The sequence below is a fragment of the Cupriavidus sp. LA-1 genome (assembly GCF_055385985.1).
In genome coordinates this window covers 3412835-3431297 of sequence record NZ_AP031387.1, presented here as the reverse complement: position 1 = coordinate 3431297, position 18463 = coordinate 3412835, and the positions used below count along the sequence as shown (strand labels likewise).

General features: G+C 64.4%; 16 protein-coding genes and 1 pseudogene. 10 read left to right on the top strand and 7 right to left on the bottom strand.

Annotated elements, in window-relative coordinates; genetic code table 11:
• The first annotated feature begins 408 nt into the window (after window positions 1–408).
• Window positions 409–744, top strand: a complete 336-nt coding sequence (locus ACZ5MJ_RS16015; RefSeq protein ID WP_464220658.1) for an RcnB family protein — start codon at window positions 409–411, stop codon at window positions 742–744.
• A gap of 78 nt (window positions 745–822) precedes the next feature.
• Here the strand turns inward: ACZ5MJ_RS16015 and ACZ5MJ_RS16010 are convergent, their stop codons facing one another.
• Window positions 823–1071 (bottom strand): hypothetical protein, encoded by a 249-nt coding sequence (locus tag ACZ5MJ_RS16010; protein ID WP_464220656.1) that lies wholly within the window; start codon window positions 1069–1071, stop codon window positions 823–825.
• Between the two features lie 565 nt (window positions 1072–1636).
• Between ACZ5MJ_RS16010 and ACZ5MJ_RS16005 the strand changes: the two genes are divergently transcribed.
• The 3 genes from ACZ5MJ_RS16005 to ACZ5MJ_RS15995 all read left to right on the top strand — a co-directional run bounded on the left by ACZ5MJ_RS16005 (window position 1637) and on the right by ACZ5MJ_RS15995 (window position 4931).
• Complete coding sequence (locus ACZ5MJ_RS16005; protein ID WP_464220655.1) at window positions 1637–2857, top strand: collagen-like protein; 1221 nt, start codon at window positions 1637–1639, stop codon at window positions 2855–2857.
• Window positions 2858–3312: 455 nt separating this feature from the next.
• Window positions 3313–3666, top strand: coding sequence for a hypothetical protein (locus ACZ5MJ_RS16000; protein WP_464220654.1), 354 nt, complete (start codon window positions 3313–3315; stop codon window positions 3664–3666).
• Between the two features lie 320 nt (window positions 3667–3986).
• Window positions 3987–4931: a glutamate/aspartate ABC transporter substrate-binding protein gene (locus tag ACZ5MJ_RS15995; protein ID WP_464220652.1), complete on the top strand. Its 945-nt coding sequence runs from the start codon at window positions 3987–3989 to the stop codon at window positions 4929–4931.
• A 26-nt stretch (window positions 4932–4957) separates the two neighbouring features.
• On the opposite strand, the gene ACZ5MJ_RS15990 is transcribed toward ACZ5MJ_RS15995, so the two are convergent.
• Together ACZ5MJ_RS15990 and ACZ5MJ_RS15985 are read right to left on the bottom strand one after the other, a co-directional pair.
• Window positions 4958–5851: a MurR/RpiR family transcriptional regulator gene (locus ACZ5MJ_RS15990; RefSeq protein WP_464220651.1), complete on the bottom strand. Its 894-nt coding sequence runs from the start codon at window positions 5849–5851 to the stop codon at window positions 4958–4960.
• Window positions 5852–6516: 665 nt separating this feature from the next.
• Window positions 6517–6670, bottom strand: a pseudogene (locus ACZ5MJ_RS15985) (transposase); the annotation flags it as partial.
• A 151-nt stretch (window positions 6671–6821) separates the two neighbouring features.
• Here ACZ5MJ_RS15985 and ACZ5MJ_RS15980 point away from each other — a divergent pair.
• The 6 genes from ACZ5MJ_RS15980 to ACZ5MJ_RS15955 all read left to right on the top strand — a co-directional run bounded on the left by ACZ5MJ_RS15980 (window position 6822) and on the right by ACZ5MJ_RS15955 (window position 13830).
• Window positions 6822–7253 carry a type IV pilin protein gene (locus tag ACZ5MJ_RS15980; RefSeq protein ID WP_464220650.1) on the top strand — a complete coding sequence of 144 codons (432 nt, stop codon included), beginning with the start codon at window positions 6822–6824 and terminating at the stop codon, window positions 7251–7253.
• Window positions 7254–7255: 2 nt separating this feature from the next.
• Window positions 7256–7801, top strand: a complete 546-nt coding sequence (locus ACZ5MJ_RS15975) for a GspH/FimT family pseudopilin (protein ID WP_464220649.1) — start codon at window positions 7256–7258, stop codon at window positions 7799–7801.
• Window positions 7795–8592 (top strand): prepilin-type N-terminal cleavage/methylation domain-containing protein, encoded by a 798-nt coding sequence (locus ACZ5MJ_RS15970; RefSeq protein ID WP_464220648.1) that lies wholly within the window; start codon window positions 7795–7797, stop codon window positions 8590–8592. Before ACZ5MJ_RS15975 ends, ACZ5MJ_RS15970 begins: the two co-directional genes overlap by 7 nt.
• On the top strand, window positions 8589–9884 hold the full coding sequence (locus tag ACZ5MJ_RS15965; protein WP_464220646.1) for a pilus assembly PilX family protein: 1296 nt from the start codon (window positions 8589–8591) through the stop codon (window positions 9882–9884). The genes ACZ5MJ_RS15970 and ACZ5MJ_RS15965 overlap by 4 nt, the downstream gene beginning before the upstream one ends.
• A 27-nt stretch (window positions 9885–9911) precedes the next feature.
• On the top strand, window positions 9912–12263 hold the full coding sequence (locus ACZ5MJ_RS15960) for a type IV pilus modification PilV family protein (protein WP_464220644.1): 2352 nt from the start codon (window positions 9912–9914) through the stop codon (window positions 12261–12263).
• A gap of 370 nt (window positions 12264–12633) precedes the next feature.
• Window positions 12634–13830 (top strand): pyridoxal phosphate-dependent aminotransferase, encoded by a 1197-nt coding sequence (locus tag ACZ5MJ_RS15955; protein ID WP_464220642.1) that lies wholly within the window; start codon window positions 12634–12636, stop codon window positions 13828–13830.
• Here the strand turns inward: ACZ5MJ_RS15955 and ACZ5MJ_RS15950 are convergent.
• The 4 genes from ACZ5MJ_RS15950 to ACZ5MJ_RS15935 are packed head-to-tail and all read right to left on the bottom strand — an operon-like array spanning window position 13817 to window position 18451.
• Entirely contained in the window at window positions 13817–15310 is a 1494-nt protein-coding gene (locus ACZ5MJ_RS15950) for an efflux transporter outer membrane subunit (protein ID WP_464220641.1), read from the bottom strand. The two genes, ACZ5MJ_RS15955 and ACZ5MJ_RS15950, sit on opposite strands and share 14 nt — an antisense overlap.
• Window positions 15311–15321: 11 nt before the next feature.
• Window positions 15322–16467 carry an ABC transporter permease gene (locus tag ACZ5MJ_RS15945; RefSeq protein WP_464220640.1) on the bottom strand — a complete coding sequence of 382 codons (1146 nt, stop codon included), beginning with the start codon at window positions 16465–16467 and terminating at the stop codon, window positions 15322–15324.
• Window positions 16464–17447: an ABC transporter ATP-binding protein gene (locus tag ACZ5MJ_RS15940; RefSeq protein ID WP_464220638.1), complete on the bottom strand. Its 984-nt coding sequence runs from the start codon at window positions 17445–17447 to the stop codon at window positions 16464–16466. Before ACZ5MJ_RS15940 ends, ACZ5MJ_RS15945 begins: the two co-directional genes overlap by 4 nt.
• Complete coding sequence (locus ACZ5MJ_RS15935; protein ID WP_464220637.1) at window positions 17444–18451, bottom strand: HlyD family secretion protein; 1008 nt, start codon at window positions 18449–18451, stop codon at window positions 17444–17446. The genes ACZ5MJ_RS15940 and ACZ5MJ_RS15935 overlap by 4 nt, the downstream gene beginning before the upstream one ends.
• Window positions 18452–18463 lie beyond the last annotated feature (12 nt).

Genomic DNA, 18463 nt, shown 5'->3' with positions numbered 1-18463 from the left:
CCCTGTTTTTGTGGTTCTCTGGCAGGGATGGAGCCCGCATGCGAAGCGCCGTGAGCAGCGCGTGAGCCAGGGAACGTGGCGAGCCGTTGCGTCGGTGCGGGCGCCGGACCTCGCCGGCAAAAAAAACCGCAGGTCGCGGCCCGCTCAGAGACTGCTCGGCACGCGCTCGTAACAAAGTGTTTCTTTCAGGTGCCATTCTAGTCATGGGTGCCGTCAGAGGCTCCCCCTCGAGGGGTGCCATCCGGCAAACAATTGTGAACAACCTGGCCGCCGCCTCGTGCCTTAACTGCCGCATTCATCAAGGTTGCAAGGGCTGGCGGATCCCCGATTGTCGGTATTTGTGACTAATCTGGTAGATGCTGTCGGATCCTCCGGCAGTTCGGTTTTCCCGTACGCAAGGAGATCACGATGAATATCAAGAAAGCGATGCCGGTGCTGTTGCTGGCGGCAAGCGTGCTGGCGGCGCCGTTCGCGATGGCGCAGGGCGGTGCCAGGTCCAAGCCGATGAAGGATATGGCCGCCTCCGAGCCGGCTGCGCAGACCTCGCCCTATATGCAGGTGCAGCAGTGGAAGAAGGGCGACCGGCTGCCCACCGAGTTCAGGGACCGCCAGTATGTGATCGACGACTACAAGCAGTACAACCTGCCCGCGCCGCGCAAAGGCACGCGCTGGGTCGGGATTGGCGCCGAGTATTACCAGGTGGCGCCCAACGGCGTGATCCAGCAGGTGGGATCGGGCTCCTGAGCCGGCCGGCCGCGGCGCTGTCCGCACGAAATCAAGAAAAACCGCCACGCCTGGGCGCGTGGCGGTTTTTTTCCGGTATCAGATACCCAGGATCTTCTTCGCTTCGAGCAGCGACTTCATCGCTTCGTCATGATTGCCGGCCTTGTGATAGGCCTCGCCATCGGCGCGCAGCCTGGCGACCTTGGCGGCGTCTTCCGGCGACAGGGCCGGCCTGGTCGACAGCTTGGCATCGATGGCCTTCATCTCATTGGGGCAGTTGTGGGCGAACGCCATGCCGGTGGCGCCGCACAGCAGGATTGCCGTGAGGATCGGAAAGAGTTTGCGCATGTTGGCCTCCGCGCAGAGCCGTTGGAGGAGTATTCAGCATAGTGCATCGCGGCCGCGCCGGAGCCTGGCCGGGAGGCGCATGAATGGCTGGTTGCCGCTGCGCTGTCAATATCCCCCATGAAGGGGTAAATGACGATTATTTGTTTCTCTTTTGAACGGGCCAGCGCCGGCTATCGCCAGGCCATCTCATCCGGAACTCAACCATTATTCAACCATCCGGGTGAGGCCACGTCCGGGCTTTGAGGCCTGCGCCGGCATCCATTGCCGCGGCGCCGAGAACGCTGACGGTACCTGGTCCCCGCGGCCTTATCAGCACGCCTTCGCGCTGCCTGGTGCGGCAGCCCAGGCTTTTTCTTGATTATTTTCCGCGGTCTTTTTGCCTTCTAAACGGATGTGCGAATTATCTGGCCTGGCGCAGGATTTCGCTCGTTTCGCCGGTGCGCTTCATTAATGAAACAGCCCATGCGAATGCACGATTTATCGGGGGCGTCGCGATCTCTAGATTTGATTCACCCGGCATCGATCCGGGGATCCAGTTCAAAAAAGAATCCGGGGGGCTTTCTTCATGCGACACATCGACCTCAAACGCGCAGCGATCCCGCTCGCCTGTATCGCCATCCTGCTCGGCGGTTGCGGCGGCGGCGGCGATTCAACATCGGCCAGCGCCGGGCCGTCGGCCAGCGTGCCCGGCCCCGCTGGCGCCAACGGCAAGACCATCCTGTCCGGCACCAATGCGCCGACCGCGGACGTCGGCACGGATGGTGACTTCTACATCAATGTCTCGAGCTCGACGCTATACGGCCCCAAGGCTGGCGGGGCCTGGCCTGCCGGCGTGTCGCTGATCGGCCCGCAGGGCGTGGCCGGTGCGCCTGGCGCGGTGCTGCTGCACGGCGCGGCCGATCCCACCGCGGCGGACGGCGGGGTCGGCAGCTTCTACCTGAATACGACCACCAGCACGCTGTTCGGCCCGAAGACGGCGGACGGCTGGCCGGCCGGGGTATCCGTGGTCGGACTGACGGGACCGGTCGGCCCCGCGGGTCCCGCGGGGGCTGACGGGGCGCCGGGGCCGGCAGGAGCGAAGGGGGACAAGGGCGATACCGGCGCGCAGGGAGCGACGGGAGCGACGGGAGCGACGGGAGCGACGGGAGCGACGGGAGCGACGGGTCCGCAGGGTCCGACGGGTCCGACGGGTCCACAGGGTGCGACGGGTGCGACGGGTGCGACGGGTGCGACGGGTGCAACGGGTGCCACGGGTGCCACGGGTGCCACGGGTGCCACGGGAGCGACGGGGGCGACGGGTCCGCAGGGAGCAACGGGAGCACAGGGTGCCACGGGAGAAAAGGGCGACAAGGGAGATCCCGGCACGGGCGGAACCGTCTACACCGCCAATTTCGCTGTCACCTCACCGCCTGGCGGCAAGGGGACCTACGTCATGACCGGCTCCGGGCTGACGCAGCAGAGTTCCGATCCCTATTTCGGCGCGGTGATGCCCGTGGCCTGCAGCGGCGGCTTTACGCTGACCGCAAGCCTGGCGGGCGCAGTGCCGGCCAACGCGGCGTACACGGTGACGGCATACCGTGTCGCCAGCGGCACGGCGCTGGACCAGCTCGATTCGCTGCCCCTCACCGATGCGTCCCAATGCGGGCTCGACAACGCCAACCGGACCTGCTCGGCGCCGGCCACCACACCGGTGGCGGCCAACGACATTGTCCAGGTGCAGGTCAGCGGCAACAACAGCTTCAACTGGAACGGGGGCTTGTACGTCAACCTGTACTGCAAGTCCTGAAACCGAGCCGCCTGGCGGCCGCACGGCCGCCGCCGGCAACAACCTCTGCCAGGGCTGCCAGCGCAGCAGCGCGCCAGCCACTGACTGCGCCCTGGTTTTCCCGCACGCCTTCCAGTGCTATTTTGGAGGGCGTCGTTTTTTGTCCGCCCCGTTCCGTACCATCCCGCTCGCCCCGACGCCCTGCAGGACCTGCCGCCGCGCATGCGGCCGTCCGGCTGGGCCAGCATGAGCCGGATGGCGCTGGGGCAGATGCGGCGCCACCGCCAGGACTGGCGCCAGGCGGCGCGCGCCCAGGCTGGCATGGCGGGCAAGCCGGGCGGTGGGCCCGCGGCAGGTGGCATCGACCACGCAAAATGCCGAAAATGCCGAAAATGCCGGTAGTGTCAGGCAGGCCGCGAGCGATTAAGCTGGCAGCCCTTGCATAAATTCATCGAGCCACGGGAGAGACGTCAATCATGCCGAGCCGCCAGCGAACCCTGACCCGCATTGCCGCCGTCGCCGCCCTGGCGCTGGCGTGCGGCGCCCATGCGCAGAAGCCGGACGGCGACAGTGCCGCCGCCGCCGCCATCAACGAAGCGGTGCAGCAGGGCACCACACCTTACCGTCCCGACCCGGCCGCGACGCCAGGCAGCATCCAGTCGGACGAATGCCGCGCCCTGGCCGCCCAGATCGCCAATGCGCCCAAGCGCGAATACCGCGCCACCCAGCCGGCCATCGAAACCGCGCAGGGCCGCGTGGTTCCGGAGCTACAGCGTGCCAGGCCGAAGAAGTCGCTGCAGCAGGCGTACCGGGAGAAGTGCGCGCAGTAAGCCGCGCGCGGTCGGCCACCCGGCCTCACCTGGCATCGCACCGCGGGCGGCACAACAGCCGCCCGCTGCTTTTTCTGCCGTTCCCTTCCCACGGCCGTTCCGGCCCGGCTTTTCCCGGCACAGGCCGATCGCCAGGCACCCGTTCGGCGCATGGCTGCCCCATGGCGAAGCACCCGCATGCCGCCAGCCATGTCTGTTTCACCGCGCCGGGGATAAATACATATGTTTCATAGTTATCCATGATGGAACACTTGTTGCTGTTTGCCTAGCATTCCGATGCGAAGGCGCATCGCGCGTACGCCACCCAAGGAGAGCCTGGTATGAAAGCAGCACAAGTCACCTGTCCGCGTAGTTCCCGGCACCGCCGACCCCTCGCGGCGCCGCTTGCCGTCGCCGTCCTGGCGCTGTTTGCGGGCTCGGCGCGTGCCGCCGACGTGGCGGCCAGCCCGACGCTCAGCAAGATCAAGTCCTCAGGCACGATCGCCATCGGCCACCGCACCTCGTCGATCCCGTTCTCGTATTACGACGCCAACCAGAAGGTGATCGGCTTCTCGCAGGACATCTGCGACCGCGTAGTCGATTCGGTGAAGCGCGAGGCCGGCGTTGCCAGCCTGCAGGTGCGCATGGTGCCGGTGACCTCGCAGAACCGGATCTCGCTGGTGCAGAACGGCACCGTGGACCTGGAATGCGGTGTCACCACCAACCTGAAGTCGCGTCAGCAGCAGGTGGCGTTCTCGACCACCTTCTTTGTGGCGGGCACGCGCTTGCTGGTGAAGAAGGGCAGCCCGGTGCGCGACTTTGGCGACCTGTCGGGCAAGGCGGTGGTGACCAACGCCGGCACGACCTCAGAGCGCATCCTGCGCCGGCTCAACGACGAGAAGCAGGCCAACATCACCATCCAGAGCGCCAAGGACTATGGCGAGTCGTTCCTGATCCTGCAGTCGGGCCGGGTGGCGGCATTTATGATGGATGACGTGCTGCTGTCGGGGGCGCGCACGCTGGCGCCCAATCCCGCGGACTGGGCGGTGGTGGGCACGCCGCAGTCGTTCGAGGCCTACGCGTTCATGATGCGCAAGGACGACCCCGGCTTCAAGCAGGTGGTCGACGGCGCCATCGCCGGGCTGATCCGCAGCGGCGAGATCAACAAGCTTTATGCCAAATGGTTCGCCGCGCCGGTGCCGCCCAAGCATGTGAACTTCGAGCTGCCGATGAGCGAGCCACTGAAGAAGGCCTACGCCAATCCCAACGATGAGGCTTTCGATTAAGAACCCGTTTCATCGTGAAACGGGTTCTAAGTCTGCCCGGCCGCCACGTAGGCGCCGGTGCGGTGCAGCTCGCCCTCGGCCTGCTCCAGCGCGCGGATCGCGCCCTTGCCCTTGCGCGCGAGCAGCTGTTCGACCAGCGCCTCGACCACGGCCACGCCGGCGGTGATCGACGGGAAGAACGACGGGCTTTCCACCGAGAACAGCAGCGTGCAGTCCGCCGCCAGCGCGATCGGCGCCACCGTGCTGTCGGTCAGCGCGATCACCTTGCAGCCGCACTCGCGCGCGGCCGCGGCCACGCGGATGCTCTCCTGCGAATATGGGGCGAAGCTGACCACCACCACCGCGTCCTTGGGCGCGAGGCCGCGCAGCTCCATTTCCAGTGTGCCGGCATCGGCGCGGATCAGGTGCACGGAACTGCGGAACAGCCGGTAGACATAGTGGAAGGTGAACGCGATCGGAAAGCAGGAACGGAAGCCCGCCACATGCACGCAGGCCGCTTGCGACAGCAGCTCGGCGGCCTGCGGCAGCGTCTTTTCGTTGCTGGCGGCGATCAGGTCGAGGTTGTGGTGCTGCGCGTCCAGCATCTCGCCCAGCATGCGGCTGGCGCTGCTTTCACGCACCACCTTGCGCGCACGGCGCGCGTACGGCTGGGTGCCGCCGCGCAACGCGTCGACAAACAGTTCGCGCAGTCCCTGCCAGCCCTCGAAGCCCAGATGCTGCGACAGCCGCACCAGGGTGGCCGGCTGCACCCCGGCGCTGGCCGCGATCTTGCGCATCGACAGCACCGGCACGTCCTGCGGATGGTCGAGCAGGTAGCGCGCGCCGCCCTGGAACTGCGTGCTGAGCGTCGGGAAACTGGCGCGCAGCCGGGCAAGCAGGGCCTCCAGGTCTTGCGGCGGGGTGGGGCTGTCGGACGACATTGGTACTCCGGACTGGGTTTGTAACGATTGTTGCACAGCGGGCCGCGGGCAGCATCACCTGGTTGCGTGACTGGCACGCGGTCATTGCTCGGCTTCGCTGCTGATTCCGGACCAGTTCATGTAACGTATAAGCCGCACCGGCTACCTGTTTGCCCCCGAGGAGGGCGGCGTAGTGCCAAAGTACCAAAGGTGCCAAGGCGGCAGGATGTGGCAATCGTCCAACGATTGACGTTGTGCCTTGACAACCTCCTGTCGAGTATTGACACAACTGTATAAAATCCTCAACATCTGAGCCACGTGGCAACTTAGAGAGCCCGTCAATATAAACAAAATAGGCGCTGCCGGCCGCATGCGGCTGCAGCATGCCAGAACGAGGTAATTTTCGGGAAGGACGTGGTAGTTCCGCCGCAGAGTGGAGCGCCAGGTCTGATTGCGCAACGAAAGAAGGGGTCAATATGAAACAGGTCATCAGAGGCGCGTCAGCCCTCTCGTCCGCATATCATCGCTGTCGACGACAGCCCTGAATCCGCCAATTCTTGCGCAACTGAACCCAAATTCCCGGTTCCACAAGAAATCCGTCGCCACTCTGGTGACAGGGCTTTGCGTGTAATCGTTGTAGGCTGGTCCTTGATTGCGCGGCGGACACAATTTTGTCTGCGCCCTTATCAGCGTGCATGCGCCAACCGCAGGCCGTCCAGCGCGAACAGCGTCGTGATCTGAACCGCGTTCTTGTATCAGCCCGCAGTATCTGACCTTCGTGAGGCCGAATTGCTGCTTGATCACCCGGAGCGAATGTTCAACCCTGGCTCGGCCGCGGGCATTGATGCGCCCGAGCCGCCTGGCGCTTCATCTCCGACTCATCGCTCAGGCACACGCATGGCTGCGCTTGCCATCCACTTGACGACGACTGCCGCGCAGAGTGGATCGGTCTGGCCTTGGCGCCATCACAATGAACTATTGAGTCAAGAAAATGCAGAGGCGCTTTAACCGTTACCGAGGTTTTACTCTCATTGAGCTAGCCATCGTGGTCGCCATCCTGGCTATCCTGGCAGCCGTCGCCATACCTTCCTATGAGAGATATGTGAGGAAAGGAAAGCGCGCCGATGCCCAGGCTCTGCTCCAGGCGGCGAGCCTTGCGCAGGAAAAGTATCGCTTGAACAATACCACCTACGCGACTGCGACCTCCAATCTGTCGCCGCCTTGCCCGACTTCAGGCGCCTGCCTCAGCGACCAGGGGAACTATACCCTCGCGACACCAACTGCGGTAACAGGAAGCTCGTACACGTTGACGGCAAACGCCTCATCGACATCGCAACTGGCCGATACGGGCTGCACTGCGATCGTCTATGCCGTTAGCGGAACCACAATCACCTATTCACCGGCCACATGCTGGGGCAAGTGATCATGAGAAGGCATCCCGGTGGATTCACGTTAATTGAGCTGATGGTCACGATTGCCGTGCTCTGCATTCTTGTCACCATGGCATTTCCGAACCTCAGTGATTACCTTGACAAGCAGCGTCTGATCAGCCAGATGCGGGCGATTTCAAATCTGGCACAACTGGCGCGTTCGGAGGCAATCAAGCAGTCATCGTCCGCCGCCTCTGGCTTGAAAACCGTATCCCTGACGGTGGGGCCATCCGCGCCCTGGTATGTCGGCATAGCGAATGGTTCCGCGGCATGCAGTGGGGCCACCTGTTTCATCAATGAAGCGGGAAACAACGTATCGCACACCGTGTCGGCCACCGAATGCACGGGCTGCACCATGACGTCGCCAGCTGCGCAGGCCGTCATCACCTTTGACCTGCGCGGGCTTGCCACCGGCGGCACCGATCAATCGATTACTCTGCAATCTCCCATGGGCAGGCAGCTCAGCCTGAACATCGGGCGACTCGGTCGAATTTCATTGTGCTCTCCAGGCGGGGCGGTAGGCGGGTACCCAATATGCTGAGCCCAATTTCAAGGCAGCAGTCGGGATACAGCCTCATCGGCCTGATGGTGGGCATGGTGGTCTCGTTGATCGTGCTTTGGGGAATGTCTGCGGTCTACCTGAATTTTTCCCGGGGCACACAGGTCACCACAACGGCGACCCAGTTGAACCAGGATATGCGTGCCGTGATGGACATCATGGTCAACGACATTCGACGGGCTGGATACTGGGGAAATGCCACAAAAGGCGCCAATCCGTTCACCGCGGCGGCCACTAACCTCGAGATATCGGGCAGCACCAGCTGCATGCTGTACAGCTACGATGCCACGTTCGCTGGCGGCACACCCGGAGTCGTGGACAGCAATGCCACGTTCATGGATTTCTTCGGGTTCCGGCTTTCGGGAGGCGCGGTGCAAACGCTGCTGCCGACGGCTAATTTAGCTAGTACCAGCACCAGTACGCAGTGTGGGACAGATGCCATCTGGGAGAACCTGACAGACCAGAGAGCCATCACGGTAACGGCTCTGACGTTCAACACCATCGGCTCCAAATGTATTTCATACCTGCCGACGACTTACGATCCGACTGATACCACTACTTTCACAGCCTGGACAACAACAGGTGGAAGTCTGCAGGCGTGCAGCCCGGCCGCGACTGGCGCGCCGGTAACCTATCCGCCTGCCACCAACACTTTTGTAGAAACCCGGCAGATCAATATTAGCCTGACGGCGCAAAGCAAAACCGATTCGACCGTAGTTCGAACTCTGAATGGAACGGTGCTCGTGCGCAACAACCGTGTCATCACGCCATGAAGTCACCTGCCCGGACGTCCCTCCCATTCGCATCGCGACAGCAAGCCACGATTCAACGGGGCGCGGCCACGCTCATCATGACCGTCATTCTGCTGTTGGCGGTGGGACTGATGGTGCTTTATACCAACCGGGCGGCCATCATGGAGCAGCGCCTCTCGGCCAATGAGATACGGACGAAACAGTCGTTTGCGGCGGCCAGTGCGGGCCTTGATCAGGCCCTGGCTTATATGCGCAAGGGCGGGATCGATCAGGACAAGAACGGCGTGCCAGACGTGATCACGCCGAACACGCTGACGAGCAGCAGCGGGACATCGAGTTATTACCAGGCACTTTACTGCGACCCGTTGGATATTCCTTATACGACCTGTCCGACAACCCATGCCACGGCCTTGTCCTGCACGCTGCCACCCGCGGCATTGCCGCAACCGGTCGTACCGATGGATCTGTCACGGGTAGGCATTATCAGCTGTGGCTGGAGCGATGACGACAGTTCGGTCCAGCGCATTGTGCAAATAGCGGGCTTCAGTCCATCTCTCGGCGGCAGCATCTCGACACCGGTTACGTCCAGGGGGACGGCCAATCTATTGACGGGCGGGGCCTCGATCCTCAATTACTTCAACGACCTGACAGTCTGGTCGGGGGGGGCGCTGCTCGGTCAGAGCAACACAGGCAAGACTTTCATTCGCAATGAAGTCAGCAATCCGACAGCCAGCATCAGTGATCCTTATCGAAATGTCGGGAACAGCCCCGGGTGCAATAACCCGCCCACCGGATATCAGTGTTCCACCCAAGGCTCCAACCTTGGTCACGACACGGTGAGCAACGACACAAAGCTTTCAAGCCTGAGCAGCGATGGTTTTTTTCAGTACTTCTTTGGCCAGACGCCCGTAGCGTACCGGGACAGCACAGCTACCTGGGTAGTGGACCCCGGAAGCGTGCTGGCCACATCGAATTCAACCAATCTGAACAGCATAGTCAATATGCAGGACAGCGCTATCTGGGTTGAAGGCAATGCCAGCCTGCCGGGCGATATCGGTACCCAGGATCACCCGGTGGTTCTTATCGTCAATGGTGATTTCAATATGAGTGCCAGTTCCGTGATCAACGGTTTGGTTTATGTGACTGGCAATATTACAGGTAACGGTTCGCCCACCATCTACGGAGCAATTGTGAGTGCCGGTTCCGCCAATGTCACCGGCAATCTGAAGGTTGTCTTCGACCCGAAAGTGCTTGGCGCGGCATCCAATCTTGGCCAGGCCGCAAGGCTGCAAGGCAGTTGGCGCGATTGGTAGGCTGGCTGACATCCGGACGGTTATTTTATGTATATAAGAAAAACTCCGCGCCATCATGGCTTCATCCTGATTGAAGCCATGATTGCGTTAATCCTCATCAGCATCGGTCTGCTCGCGGTATCAAAGTTGCAGACCTTGAGTCTCTCTGGTGCGGGCCAGGCCAAGTCGCGTTCGGAAGCGATGGCCCTGTCGCAGCAAAAGCTCGAGCAAGTTCGCAATATGCTGGTGAAGTCGGCATTCACAGGCACGCCGCTGGTCTCTGGCAATGCGACGGTGAGCGGCAGCAACGCTGCCTATACCATGACGTGGGCTGTATCAACGCCCAGCGGGGGCCTGGAGCAGCGTTTGGTTCAGCTGACGACCACATGGACTGACGGCCAGGGCGTCCAGCAGCGCCTGGATCTGAACAGCGTGGTAGCGTGGGATGATCCTGGCGGGCAGGGCAAGCTGACCGCTGGTTTGGGCGGCTCACTGATCTCGCCTACCGGCTCCGCTCAGCGGGGCAGCGGAACCTATACCGGTACCAGTGTGGCAAATGCTGATGGCACCAAGATTGCCGTTAATAACGGGACCACCTACCTCCTGGACAGCTCGAATAACATCCTGCTTTACCTGCCGCCCAAGAACAATGCCGCACAGTCATTTTCGACCATAACCGGCAAGATATTCTTTGATCAGAACGCCGGCAATGGCGTTCCGAGTTCAGCCAATGTGCGGGTTCGATTGTCAAGCGAAGGTGAGTGCGTCTATAACAATTCGCCAACCCTGATGACCGCTGTCACCAGCGGCAGCAATTCCTACAAATACTACACTTACACCTGCTACGTCGGTCCAGGCTGGTATGGAAACGTAGGCGTTATTATCGATGAGTCGGTCACGGGAAATGCCGCTAGTCCGACCATCTGCGTGGGCGACCCTGGGTTCAACGGTGGCGCGAGTGACGGCACGCTCATCAGCGCAAATCCGCTGGAGTCCTCGACCCGCAGCTATCGGGGGTTCAAGGGCACGGTGGGTGCCTATCTGTCGACCGGAATGGGTACCCAATCGGTCGTCGATCAGTCCGCCAATCCTGTCGTCAACAGGCCGTGGAGCGGAACCAAATACGGGGCATCTTATCAGCCTGATGGAACCGCCATTACCGGCCCATTCGACGGGCGCCCAAGGCCTTCGGCATACCCCAGTTCCTACAGCTCTGTGACGGCAGGCAGTGCGTCCGATTACTTTGAGCAGAACTTTCTGGTCACAAAGGTGACGGGTAACGGCACTTGCAACGCGAAGATGGCCGGCGGGGCATTCACCCGCAATGCAGGCAAATACGTTTGCATCAACCCTGACAACGACCCGGCGGCGGATGTGTGCCCCCCAATCTGGCCAGGCTTCGAGAGCCAGGTCGGCTCCGGCGGCACCAACTACGGCCTGACGGTGACCAAGACAGGAACCGGCACCGGCACGGTCACCAGTACGCCGGCCGGGATCAGTTGCGGGGCGACTTGCTCGGCAACGCTTGCCACAGGCACTTCCGTGACCTTGACGGCAGTGGCTGATAGCGGCTCGACCTTCACCGGCTGGAGTGGCGGGGCTTGTACGGGCATGGGGGCCTGTACTGTCCCAATGAACAGTGCAACGTCCATTACGGCCACCTTCGCATTGGGAGTGACGTTGACCGTCACGCCAGGCGGGACAGGCTCCGGCACCGTAACCAGTACGCCAGCAGGGATTAGTTGTGGGGTGACTTGCTCGTTCGGATTCAGTTCGGGTACGTCGGTGACCCTGGCAGCGGTGGCCAATAGCGGCTCCACATTCTCAGGCTGGAGTGGTGGATGTTCCGGCACAGGCCCCTGTACGCTTACGATGACAAGTGCAACCACAGTCACTGCAACCTATGCCGCGGTGACGAGCTATGCTTTGACGGTGACCAAGGCCGGAACCGGTGCGGGTACCGTGGATAGCTCGCCGGCGGGGATCAGCGGTTGTTCGTCCACCTGCTCGGCCTCTTACGGCGCCGGGACAGTGGTGACGCTGACACCGAAAGCGGCTGGTGGCAGTACCTTCACTGGTTGGAGCGGGGGTTGTACTGGTACCGGCTCTTGCTCGGTGACCATGAGCGCGGCACAGAACGTCACCGCGACGTTTTCCACGAATGCTACTTGCACCACGCCAATCACCGGATCGGCCGCCGACAAGCAAGGCACCGTCACTGCGAGTAGCGGGACTTGCTCGATGGATGGCAATGGCTCTTCTAATTACAGCTGTTCCTTGTCCGTCCCCCAAGGTACTGTTGTTACGCTGACCAATTCAAGAACGAACGGCCAGACGTACACCTATACGAAGACCGTTACCGCAAACTGTGCACCGCAGACCGGAGTGAATTTCCCTTGATCCCCGCGTGCAGCCGGATGCGGCGATGACATCCTGACGTGATTCTTCGACTTCTCATTTCGCTGCTGCTGTCGTGGCAGGCGGCCTCGGCTGCCGCTGCCGCTTCCGGCAGCCCTTCGGCCCACGTCAGCGGCCCGGCATCGGCCCCGCAGGCGGCAAGATCGGAGCGTTCGGAACAGTATGCGTTACGGCCGGCAAATGACGGCCAGGCGCGAGGCAGCTTTGGCCTGAAACTCCGGCCGGGCGGCGCTGCGCGCGATAACGATGGCAGCGCCCGTGACGGGCTTGGCTACCCCGCCAGGTAGAGGGGACGGCAATCGGCGCGGCTTTCCGGTACCCTAGCCATCTACCGCCAAGCCGAAAACGCCCCATGCCCCCCAGTCCCGACCCGACCATCCCCCAGGCCCGCGACACCGTCCGCCGCCTGCGCGCGTCGCGCATCCGTGAAGTCGCCAATGCCGGCATCGGCCTGCCCGATGTGCTGCCATTCTGGTTCGGTGAATCCGACCAGGCCACGCCGGACTTTATCCGCGATGCCGCGGCGCGCGCGCTGGCGAATGGCGCCACCTTCTACACACACAATCTTGGTATTGCTCCACTGCGCGGGGCGCTGGCCGACTACGCCAGCGCCTTGCACGGCGCCACGCGTTTGGAGAATGTCGCGGTTACCAGCGCCGGCGTGAATGGCCTGATGCTTGCGGCGCAGCTTGTGACCGGTCCGGGCGACCGCGTCGTGGCGGTGACGCCGTTGTGGCCGAATCTGGTCGAGATTCCGAAGATCCTCGGTGCGGCGGTGGAAACCGTATCGCTGGATTACGGCCCGCACGGCTGGACGCTCGATGTCGGCAAGCTGCTGGCGGCGCTTACACCCGGCACGCGCGCGCTGATGGTCAACTCGCCCAACAACCCGACCGGCTGGGTGATGCCGCGCGCCGCGCAGCAGGCCGTGCTGGACCATTGCCGCCGCCACGGCATCTGGATCATTGCCGACGAGGTCTACGAACGCCTCTATTACGGCGATGAAGCGGCCGGTGGGGAGCGCTGCGCCGCGCCGTCCTTTCTCGATATTGCTTCGCGCGACGAGCGCGTCATCCACGTCAACTCTTTCTCCAAGGCCTGGCTGATGACGGGCTGGCGGCTTGGGTGGATGGTGCTGCCGGCGTCGATGACAGATGATCTCGGCAAGCTGATCGAGTACAACACCTCGTGCGCGCCGTCGTTCGTGCAGGAAGCGGGCGTGGTGGCGGTACGTGAGGGTGAGCCGTTCACGCGCGCGCTGGTGCAGCGGCTGCGCGCGGCACGCGATCACCTCGTTGGCGCGTTGTCCGCGCTGCCCGGTGTCGACGCGCATGCGCCGGAAGGGGCTATGTACGTGTTCTTCCGCCTGCCGGGCGCGGGCGACAGCCTCGCGCTGTGCAAGCAGCTGGTGCGCGAAGCGCGGCTCGGGCTGGCGCCCGGCAGCGCGTTCGGCGCGGAGGGCGAGGGCTTCGTGCGCTGGTGCTATGCCTGCGATCCGGCGCGGCTGGATGAGGGGGTGCGGCGCCTGCGCGAGTTCATTGGCCGCTGACCTGCTGGTCTTCCTGCCACCACCCCCCACCGAGCGCCTGCAACAGCGCGGCTGAATCCGCCAGCCGGTTCGCGGTTGCCTGCGAGAGATCCAGCGAGGCCTGCCGCGATTGCCGCTCTGCATCGAGCACCGTCAGCTGGCTGACGCCGCCCAGCCGGTACTGCTCTGACGCGATAGCCAGCGTCGCCCGCGCCTGGCGCGCATTGTCGGCGCGGGCGCGCAGGGTGGCGGCGTCGGCTTCCAGTGCGCGCAGGGCGTCGGCAACGTTCTGCAGGCCCTGCAGGACGGCCTGCTGGTAGGCCGCCAGCGATTGCTCGTAGGCGGCTTCTGCCGCGCGCTTGCGCGCCAGCAGTTCGCCGCCATGGAACACCGGTTGCACCAGTCCTGCTGCAAGGCTCCAGACGTTGAGCCTGTTGAACAGGTCTCGCGCCGCGGTGGCCTGCGTGCCGCCGCTGGCGCTCAGCGTGATCTGCGGATACAGGTTGGCGGTGGCTACGCCGATATTGGCCGATGCCTGGTGCAGCAGCGCCTCGGCCGCGCGGATGTCGGGGCGGCGCCGTGCGAGCGTGGATGGCAGGCTGACCGGCAATGTGCCCGGCAGCTGCAGGTCTTCGAGGCGGAACTCGGGCAGCGCGGCAGCGGCGGGAGACTTCCCGACGTAGACGGCAAGCTGGTGCCGCGTGGCTTCGATCTGCTGCTGCAGCCCCGGGATCAGCGCCTGTGTCTGCGCCAGCTCGGAACGCTGGCGCTGCACGTCGACCTGCGCCACGCCGCCGGCGCGCAGGCGTTCTTCGGCAATGCCAAGCTGCCGCTGCTGTGATTCGGCGATGGCCACCGTATCGGCCAGCTGGGCGCGCAATCCGGCTTCGCGGATTGCCGCAGTGGCTACGTTGGCGGCCAGCGACAGGCGGGCGGCTTCAAATTCATAGCGCTGGTAGTCGACGGCGGCCTGCAGCCCTTCCAGCTCGCGCCGCTGGCCGCCGAACAGGTCCAGCACGTACGAGATCTGCACAGTGGCGCCGTACAGCGTGAATGGGCCGGGGCTGGGAATGGCATTGATGCCGAGCGACTGGAAATCGACCTGCTGGCGCGTGGTGTTGAGTTTGGCGTCCACCGTCGGCCAGCGCGTGGCGCCGGTGCGAGCGGAGAGGTTCTCCTGCGCCTCGCGCAGCCTGGCGCGTGCCTGCGCGAGCGTGGGGCTGTCGGCCAGGGCGGCGCGGATGGTCTGGTCGAGCGCGGCGCTGCGGAACAGCGTCCACCACTGCGCGGGCACGTCGGCGCCACTGGCCAGCACCTGCGCCTGTCCGTGCGGCAGGTCGCCCGGCATTTCGCTGGCTACTGTCGTTTGCGGTTGCGGGCCGGCCACATAGCCCGCATCGGCAGGCGCCTGCGGCGAATGAAAGTCGGGGCCAACTGCACAGCCGGCCAGCAGCGCGGCAAACGCCGCTGCGAGTATCGTGGGGGAGCGGAAGGGATACATCGCAGGCTCCTTCAGTCCAGCGTGCGGCGGTAGAAGCGTACCGCGATGGTCATCACGATGGCGATAAACAGCGCCATCGGCCAGACGTTGGGCCACAGCTCGGTCCAGCCGTTGCCCTTGAGCAGGATGCCGCGCACCATGCGGTGGAAATAGGTCATCGGCAGGATGTTGCCGATCCCTTGTGCCCAGCCCGGCATGCCCGCAAACGGGAACATGAAGCCGGACAGCAGGATGTTCGGCAGGAAGTAGAAGAAGGTGAGCTGCATCGCCTGCAGCTGGTTCTGCGCCAGCGACGACAGCGTGATGCCCACCGTCAGGTTGGCCGCGATAAACAGCAGCGCGGCCAGGTAGACCGCCAGCACCGAGCCGAAGAACGGCACCTCGAACACCCAGCGCGCGGCCAGCAGCACGATGGTCGACTGGACCAGCCCGATGAAGATGTACGGGACGATCTTGCCGGTCATCACTTCGATGGGCCGCACCGGCGTGGCCAGCAGGTTTTCCATGGTGCCGCGCTCGCGTTCGCGCGTCATGGCCAGGCCGGTCATCATCACCATCGTCATCGACAGGATCACGCCCATCAGGCCCGGAATGATGTTGTATTGCGTGATGCCCTCCGGGTTGTAGAGCCGGTGCACCTGCACGTCAAACGGGGGCTTGCCGCCGGCCAGCGGCGCCAGCGCTCCCTTCAGGTCCTGGCTGGCCACGCTGAACGGCAGCTGCGACAGCGCGGCGATGGCGGCGCTGGTGGCCGACGGGTCGGTGGCATCGGCTTCCACCAGCAGCGCGGGGCGTTCGCCGCGCAGCAGCCGGCGCGTGAAGTCTGGCGGGATGCTGACGACGAACTGGACATTGCCCTTCATCAGCGCCTCGCGGCCGGCTTCTTCGTCAGGCAGGGTGCCGACCATCCTGAAGTAGGTCGAGTTCTCCATGCCGGCGATAAAGGATCGCGTGAACTCGCTCTGGTCTGCAGCAATGACGGCAGCCGGCAGGTGGCGCGGGTCGGTGTTGATGGCGAAGCCGAACAGCAGCAGTTGCATGACCGGTATCCCGACGATCATGGCAAAGGTGACGCGGTCACGCCGCAGTTGCAGGAATTCCTTCAGCACGATGCTCCACCAGCGCTGCAAGGAAAAAGAGAAGCGGCCGGCTTTCATGTGTGCTCCTTTTTCCTCTGCCCGCCCGCAGCGCTCGCGTTCATATTGTCTTCGGCGCCGCCCATCATGTGGATGAACACGTCCTCCAGGCTGGTCTGGATCTGCTCCATGCGGCGGCCCGGGCCAGCCACGCGCGCAAGTGTTTCGCCGAGCAGCTTGCCGTCGCGCCCGGTGACATGCAGCGCCGTGCCGAACACCACCGTCTGGTCCACGCCAGGCGCACCCTGCAGTTGCGCCGAGAGCCCGGCCAGGTCGTCGCCCTCGATGCTCCAGGTCGAGAGGTTCTGGCTGGCCACCACTTCGTCCGCGGTGCCCTGCGCCAGCAGCTTGCCGTAGGCGATATAGGCCAGCTTGTGGCAGCGCTCGGCCTCGTCCATGTAGTGCGTGCTGACCAGCACCGAGATGCCGCGCGCGGCCAGCTGGTGCAGCTGCTCCCAGAAGTCGCGGCGGGCCTTGGGGTCGACGCCGGCGGTGGGTTCGTCGAGCAGCAGCAGTTCGGGCTCGTGCAGCAGGCAGGCCGCCAGCGCCAGCCGCTGCTTCCAGCCGCCCGACAACGCACCGGCCAGCTGCGCCGAGCGCGTGGCCAGGCCCAGGTCTTCCAGCGCGCGGTCTACGGCCTCGCGCCGGTTCCGCATGCCGTAGACGCGCGCGACAAAGTCCAGGTTCTCGCGGATCGACAGGTCGTCCCAGTAAGAGAACTTCTGCGTCATATAGCCGACGCGGCGCTTGATCTCGTCGGACTCGCTCAGGATGTCGTAGCCCAGGCAGGTGCCCTGGCCGGAATCCGGTGTCAGCAGCCCGCACATCATGCGGATCGAGGTGGTCTTGCCGCTGCCGTTGGGCCCGAGGAAGCCGAAGATCTCGCCGCGCGCGACCTGCATGCTGAGATCGTTGACCACGTGCTTGTCGCCGAAGTGCTTGTTCAGGCCGCGCACGTCGATGGCGAGTTCGGCAGCGCCGCCGTTCGCTCTGGTGTTCATTTCCGCGCCACCTCGACAGGCTGGCCTGGGCGAAGCTTGGGCGCATCGGCCGCGGACGGGCGGGCTTCGACCAGGAACACCAGCTTGCGGCGCGTCTCGTTGCTGTAGATCACCGGCGGCGTGTACTCGGCCTCGTTGGCGACATAGCTGATGGTGGCCGTCACCGGCGCGGCGCAGCCGTCGCAGCGGACCTGCACGGCCTGGCCGTTGCGCAACGCCCCGACCACCGTCTCCGGCACATAGAAGCGCACCTTGATGTTGCCCGGGGGCAGCATGCGCACCACCGGGCTGCCGGCGGGCACCCACTCGCCGAGGCGGTAGGGCGTGTCGTAGACCAGCCCCGCCTGCGTCGTGGCCACGGTCTTGCGCGACAGCTTCCACTCGGCTTGCGCCAGCGCGGCGCGCGCGGCGGCCACCTGCGCGGCCTGCGCGGCTTGCTGTGCATCGCGGCCCGGCAGCCGCGCCACGTCGATACTGCGCTGCAGCTCGCGTACGCGCGCGGCGTCGGCGCTGGCTTGCGCGCGCGATTCGTCCAGCTGCGCCTGCGCGATGCCGCCGATCTCGAACTGGCGCTGGTCGCGCCGCAAGGCCACGGCACTGCGCTGCGCCTGGGCCTGCGCCTGCGCCAGCTGGGCGCGGCTGACCTCGACTTCGACCGGGCGCTTGCCGGTTTTCAGGTCCTGCGACTGTGCTTCGGCCGCGCGCAGCTGGTCTTCGGCCTGCTGTCGCGCCGCGCGTTCGTCGTCGGACTCCAGCGCGAACAGCGCGGCACCCTGGCCGACCTGCTGGCCGCGCTGCACCGACAGCGTATCGAGCCGGCCGGCGAAGGGCGAGGCCACGCTGACGAATTCGCCTTCGACATAGCCCTGCCAGGTGTCGGGCGATTCCTTGCTGCACGCGGACAGCAGGCCGAGCGCGCCGAGCAGGGCGACGATGGCGGCAGGCGCAAGCGGCCGGCGGTGGCCGGCTGGCTGCGAAGGGAATATGGACTGGCGAGCTTGCATGAGAACTCCGGG

Coding starts and splice junctions, on each gene's coding strand:
- ACZ5MJ_RS15960 (WP_464220644.1), top strand. CDS start 9,912: ATGTATATAAGAAAAACTCCGCGCCATCATGGCTTCATCCTGATTGAA.
- ACZ5MJ_RS15950 (WP_464220641.1), bottom strand. CDS start 15,310: ATGTATCCCTTCCGCTCCCCCACGATACTCGCAGCGGCGTTTGCCGCG.
- ACZ5MJ_RS15965 (WP_464220646.1), top strand. CDS start 8,589: ATGAAGTCACCTGCCCGGACGTCCCTCCCATTCGCATCGCGACAGCAA.
- ACZ5MJ_RS16005 (WP_464220655.1), top strand. CDS start 1,637: ATGCGACACATCGACCTCAAACGCGCAGCGATCCCGCTCGCCTGTATC.
- ACZ5MJ_RS15995 (WP_464220652.1), top strand. CDS start 3,987: ATGAAAGCAGCACAAGTCACCTGTCCGCGTAGTTCCCGGCACCGCCGA.
- ACZ5MJ_RS16000 (WP_464220654.1), top strand. CDS start 3,313: ATGCCGAGCCGCCAGCGAACCCTGACCCGCATTGCCGCCGTCGCCGCC.
- ACZ5MJ_RS15945 (WP_464220640.1), bottom strand. CDS start 16,467: ATGAAAGCCGGCCGCTTCTCTTTTTCCTTGCAGCGCTGGTGGAGCATC.
- ACZ5MJ_RS15970 (WP_464220648.1), top strand. CDS start 7,795: ATGCTGAGCCCAATTTCAAGGCAGCAGTCGGGATACAGCCTCATCGGC.
- ACZ5MJ_RS15935 (WP_464220637.1), bottom strand. CDS start 18,451: ATGCAAGCTCGCCAGTCCATATTCCCTTCGCAGCCAGCCGGCCACCGC.
- ACZ5MJ_RS15990 (WP_464220651.1), bottom strand. CDS start 5,851: ATGTCGTCCGACAGCCCCACCCCGCCGCAAGACCTGGAGGCCCTGCTT.
- ACZ5MJ_RS15955 (WP_464220642.1), top strand. CDS start 12,634: ATGCCCCCCAGTCCCGACCCGACCATCCCCCAGGCCCGCGACACCGTC.
- ACZ5MJ_RS16010 (WP_464220656.1), bottom strand. CDS start 1,071: ATGCGCAAACTCTTTCCGATCCTCACGGCAATCCTGCTGTGCGGCGCC.
- ACZ5MJ_RS15975 (WP_464220649.1), top strand. CDS start 7,256: ATGAGAAGGCATCCCGGTGGATTCACGTTAATTGAGCTGATGGTCACG.
- ACZ5MJ_RS16015 (WP_464220658.1), top strand. CDS start 409: ATGAATATCAAGAAAGCGATGCCGGTGCTGTTGCTGGCGGCAAGCGTG.
- ACZ5MJ_RS15980 (WP_464220650.1), top strand. CDS start 6,822: ATGCAGAGGCGCTTTAACCGTTACCGAGGTTTTACTCTCATTGAGCTA.
- ACZ5MJ_RS15940 (WP_464220638.1), bottom strand. CDS start 17,447: ATGAACACCAGAGCGAACGGCGGCGCTGCCGAACTCGCCATCGACGTG.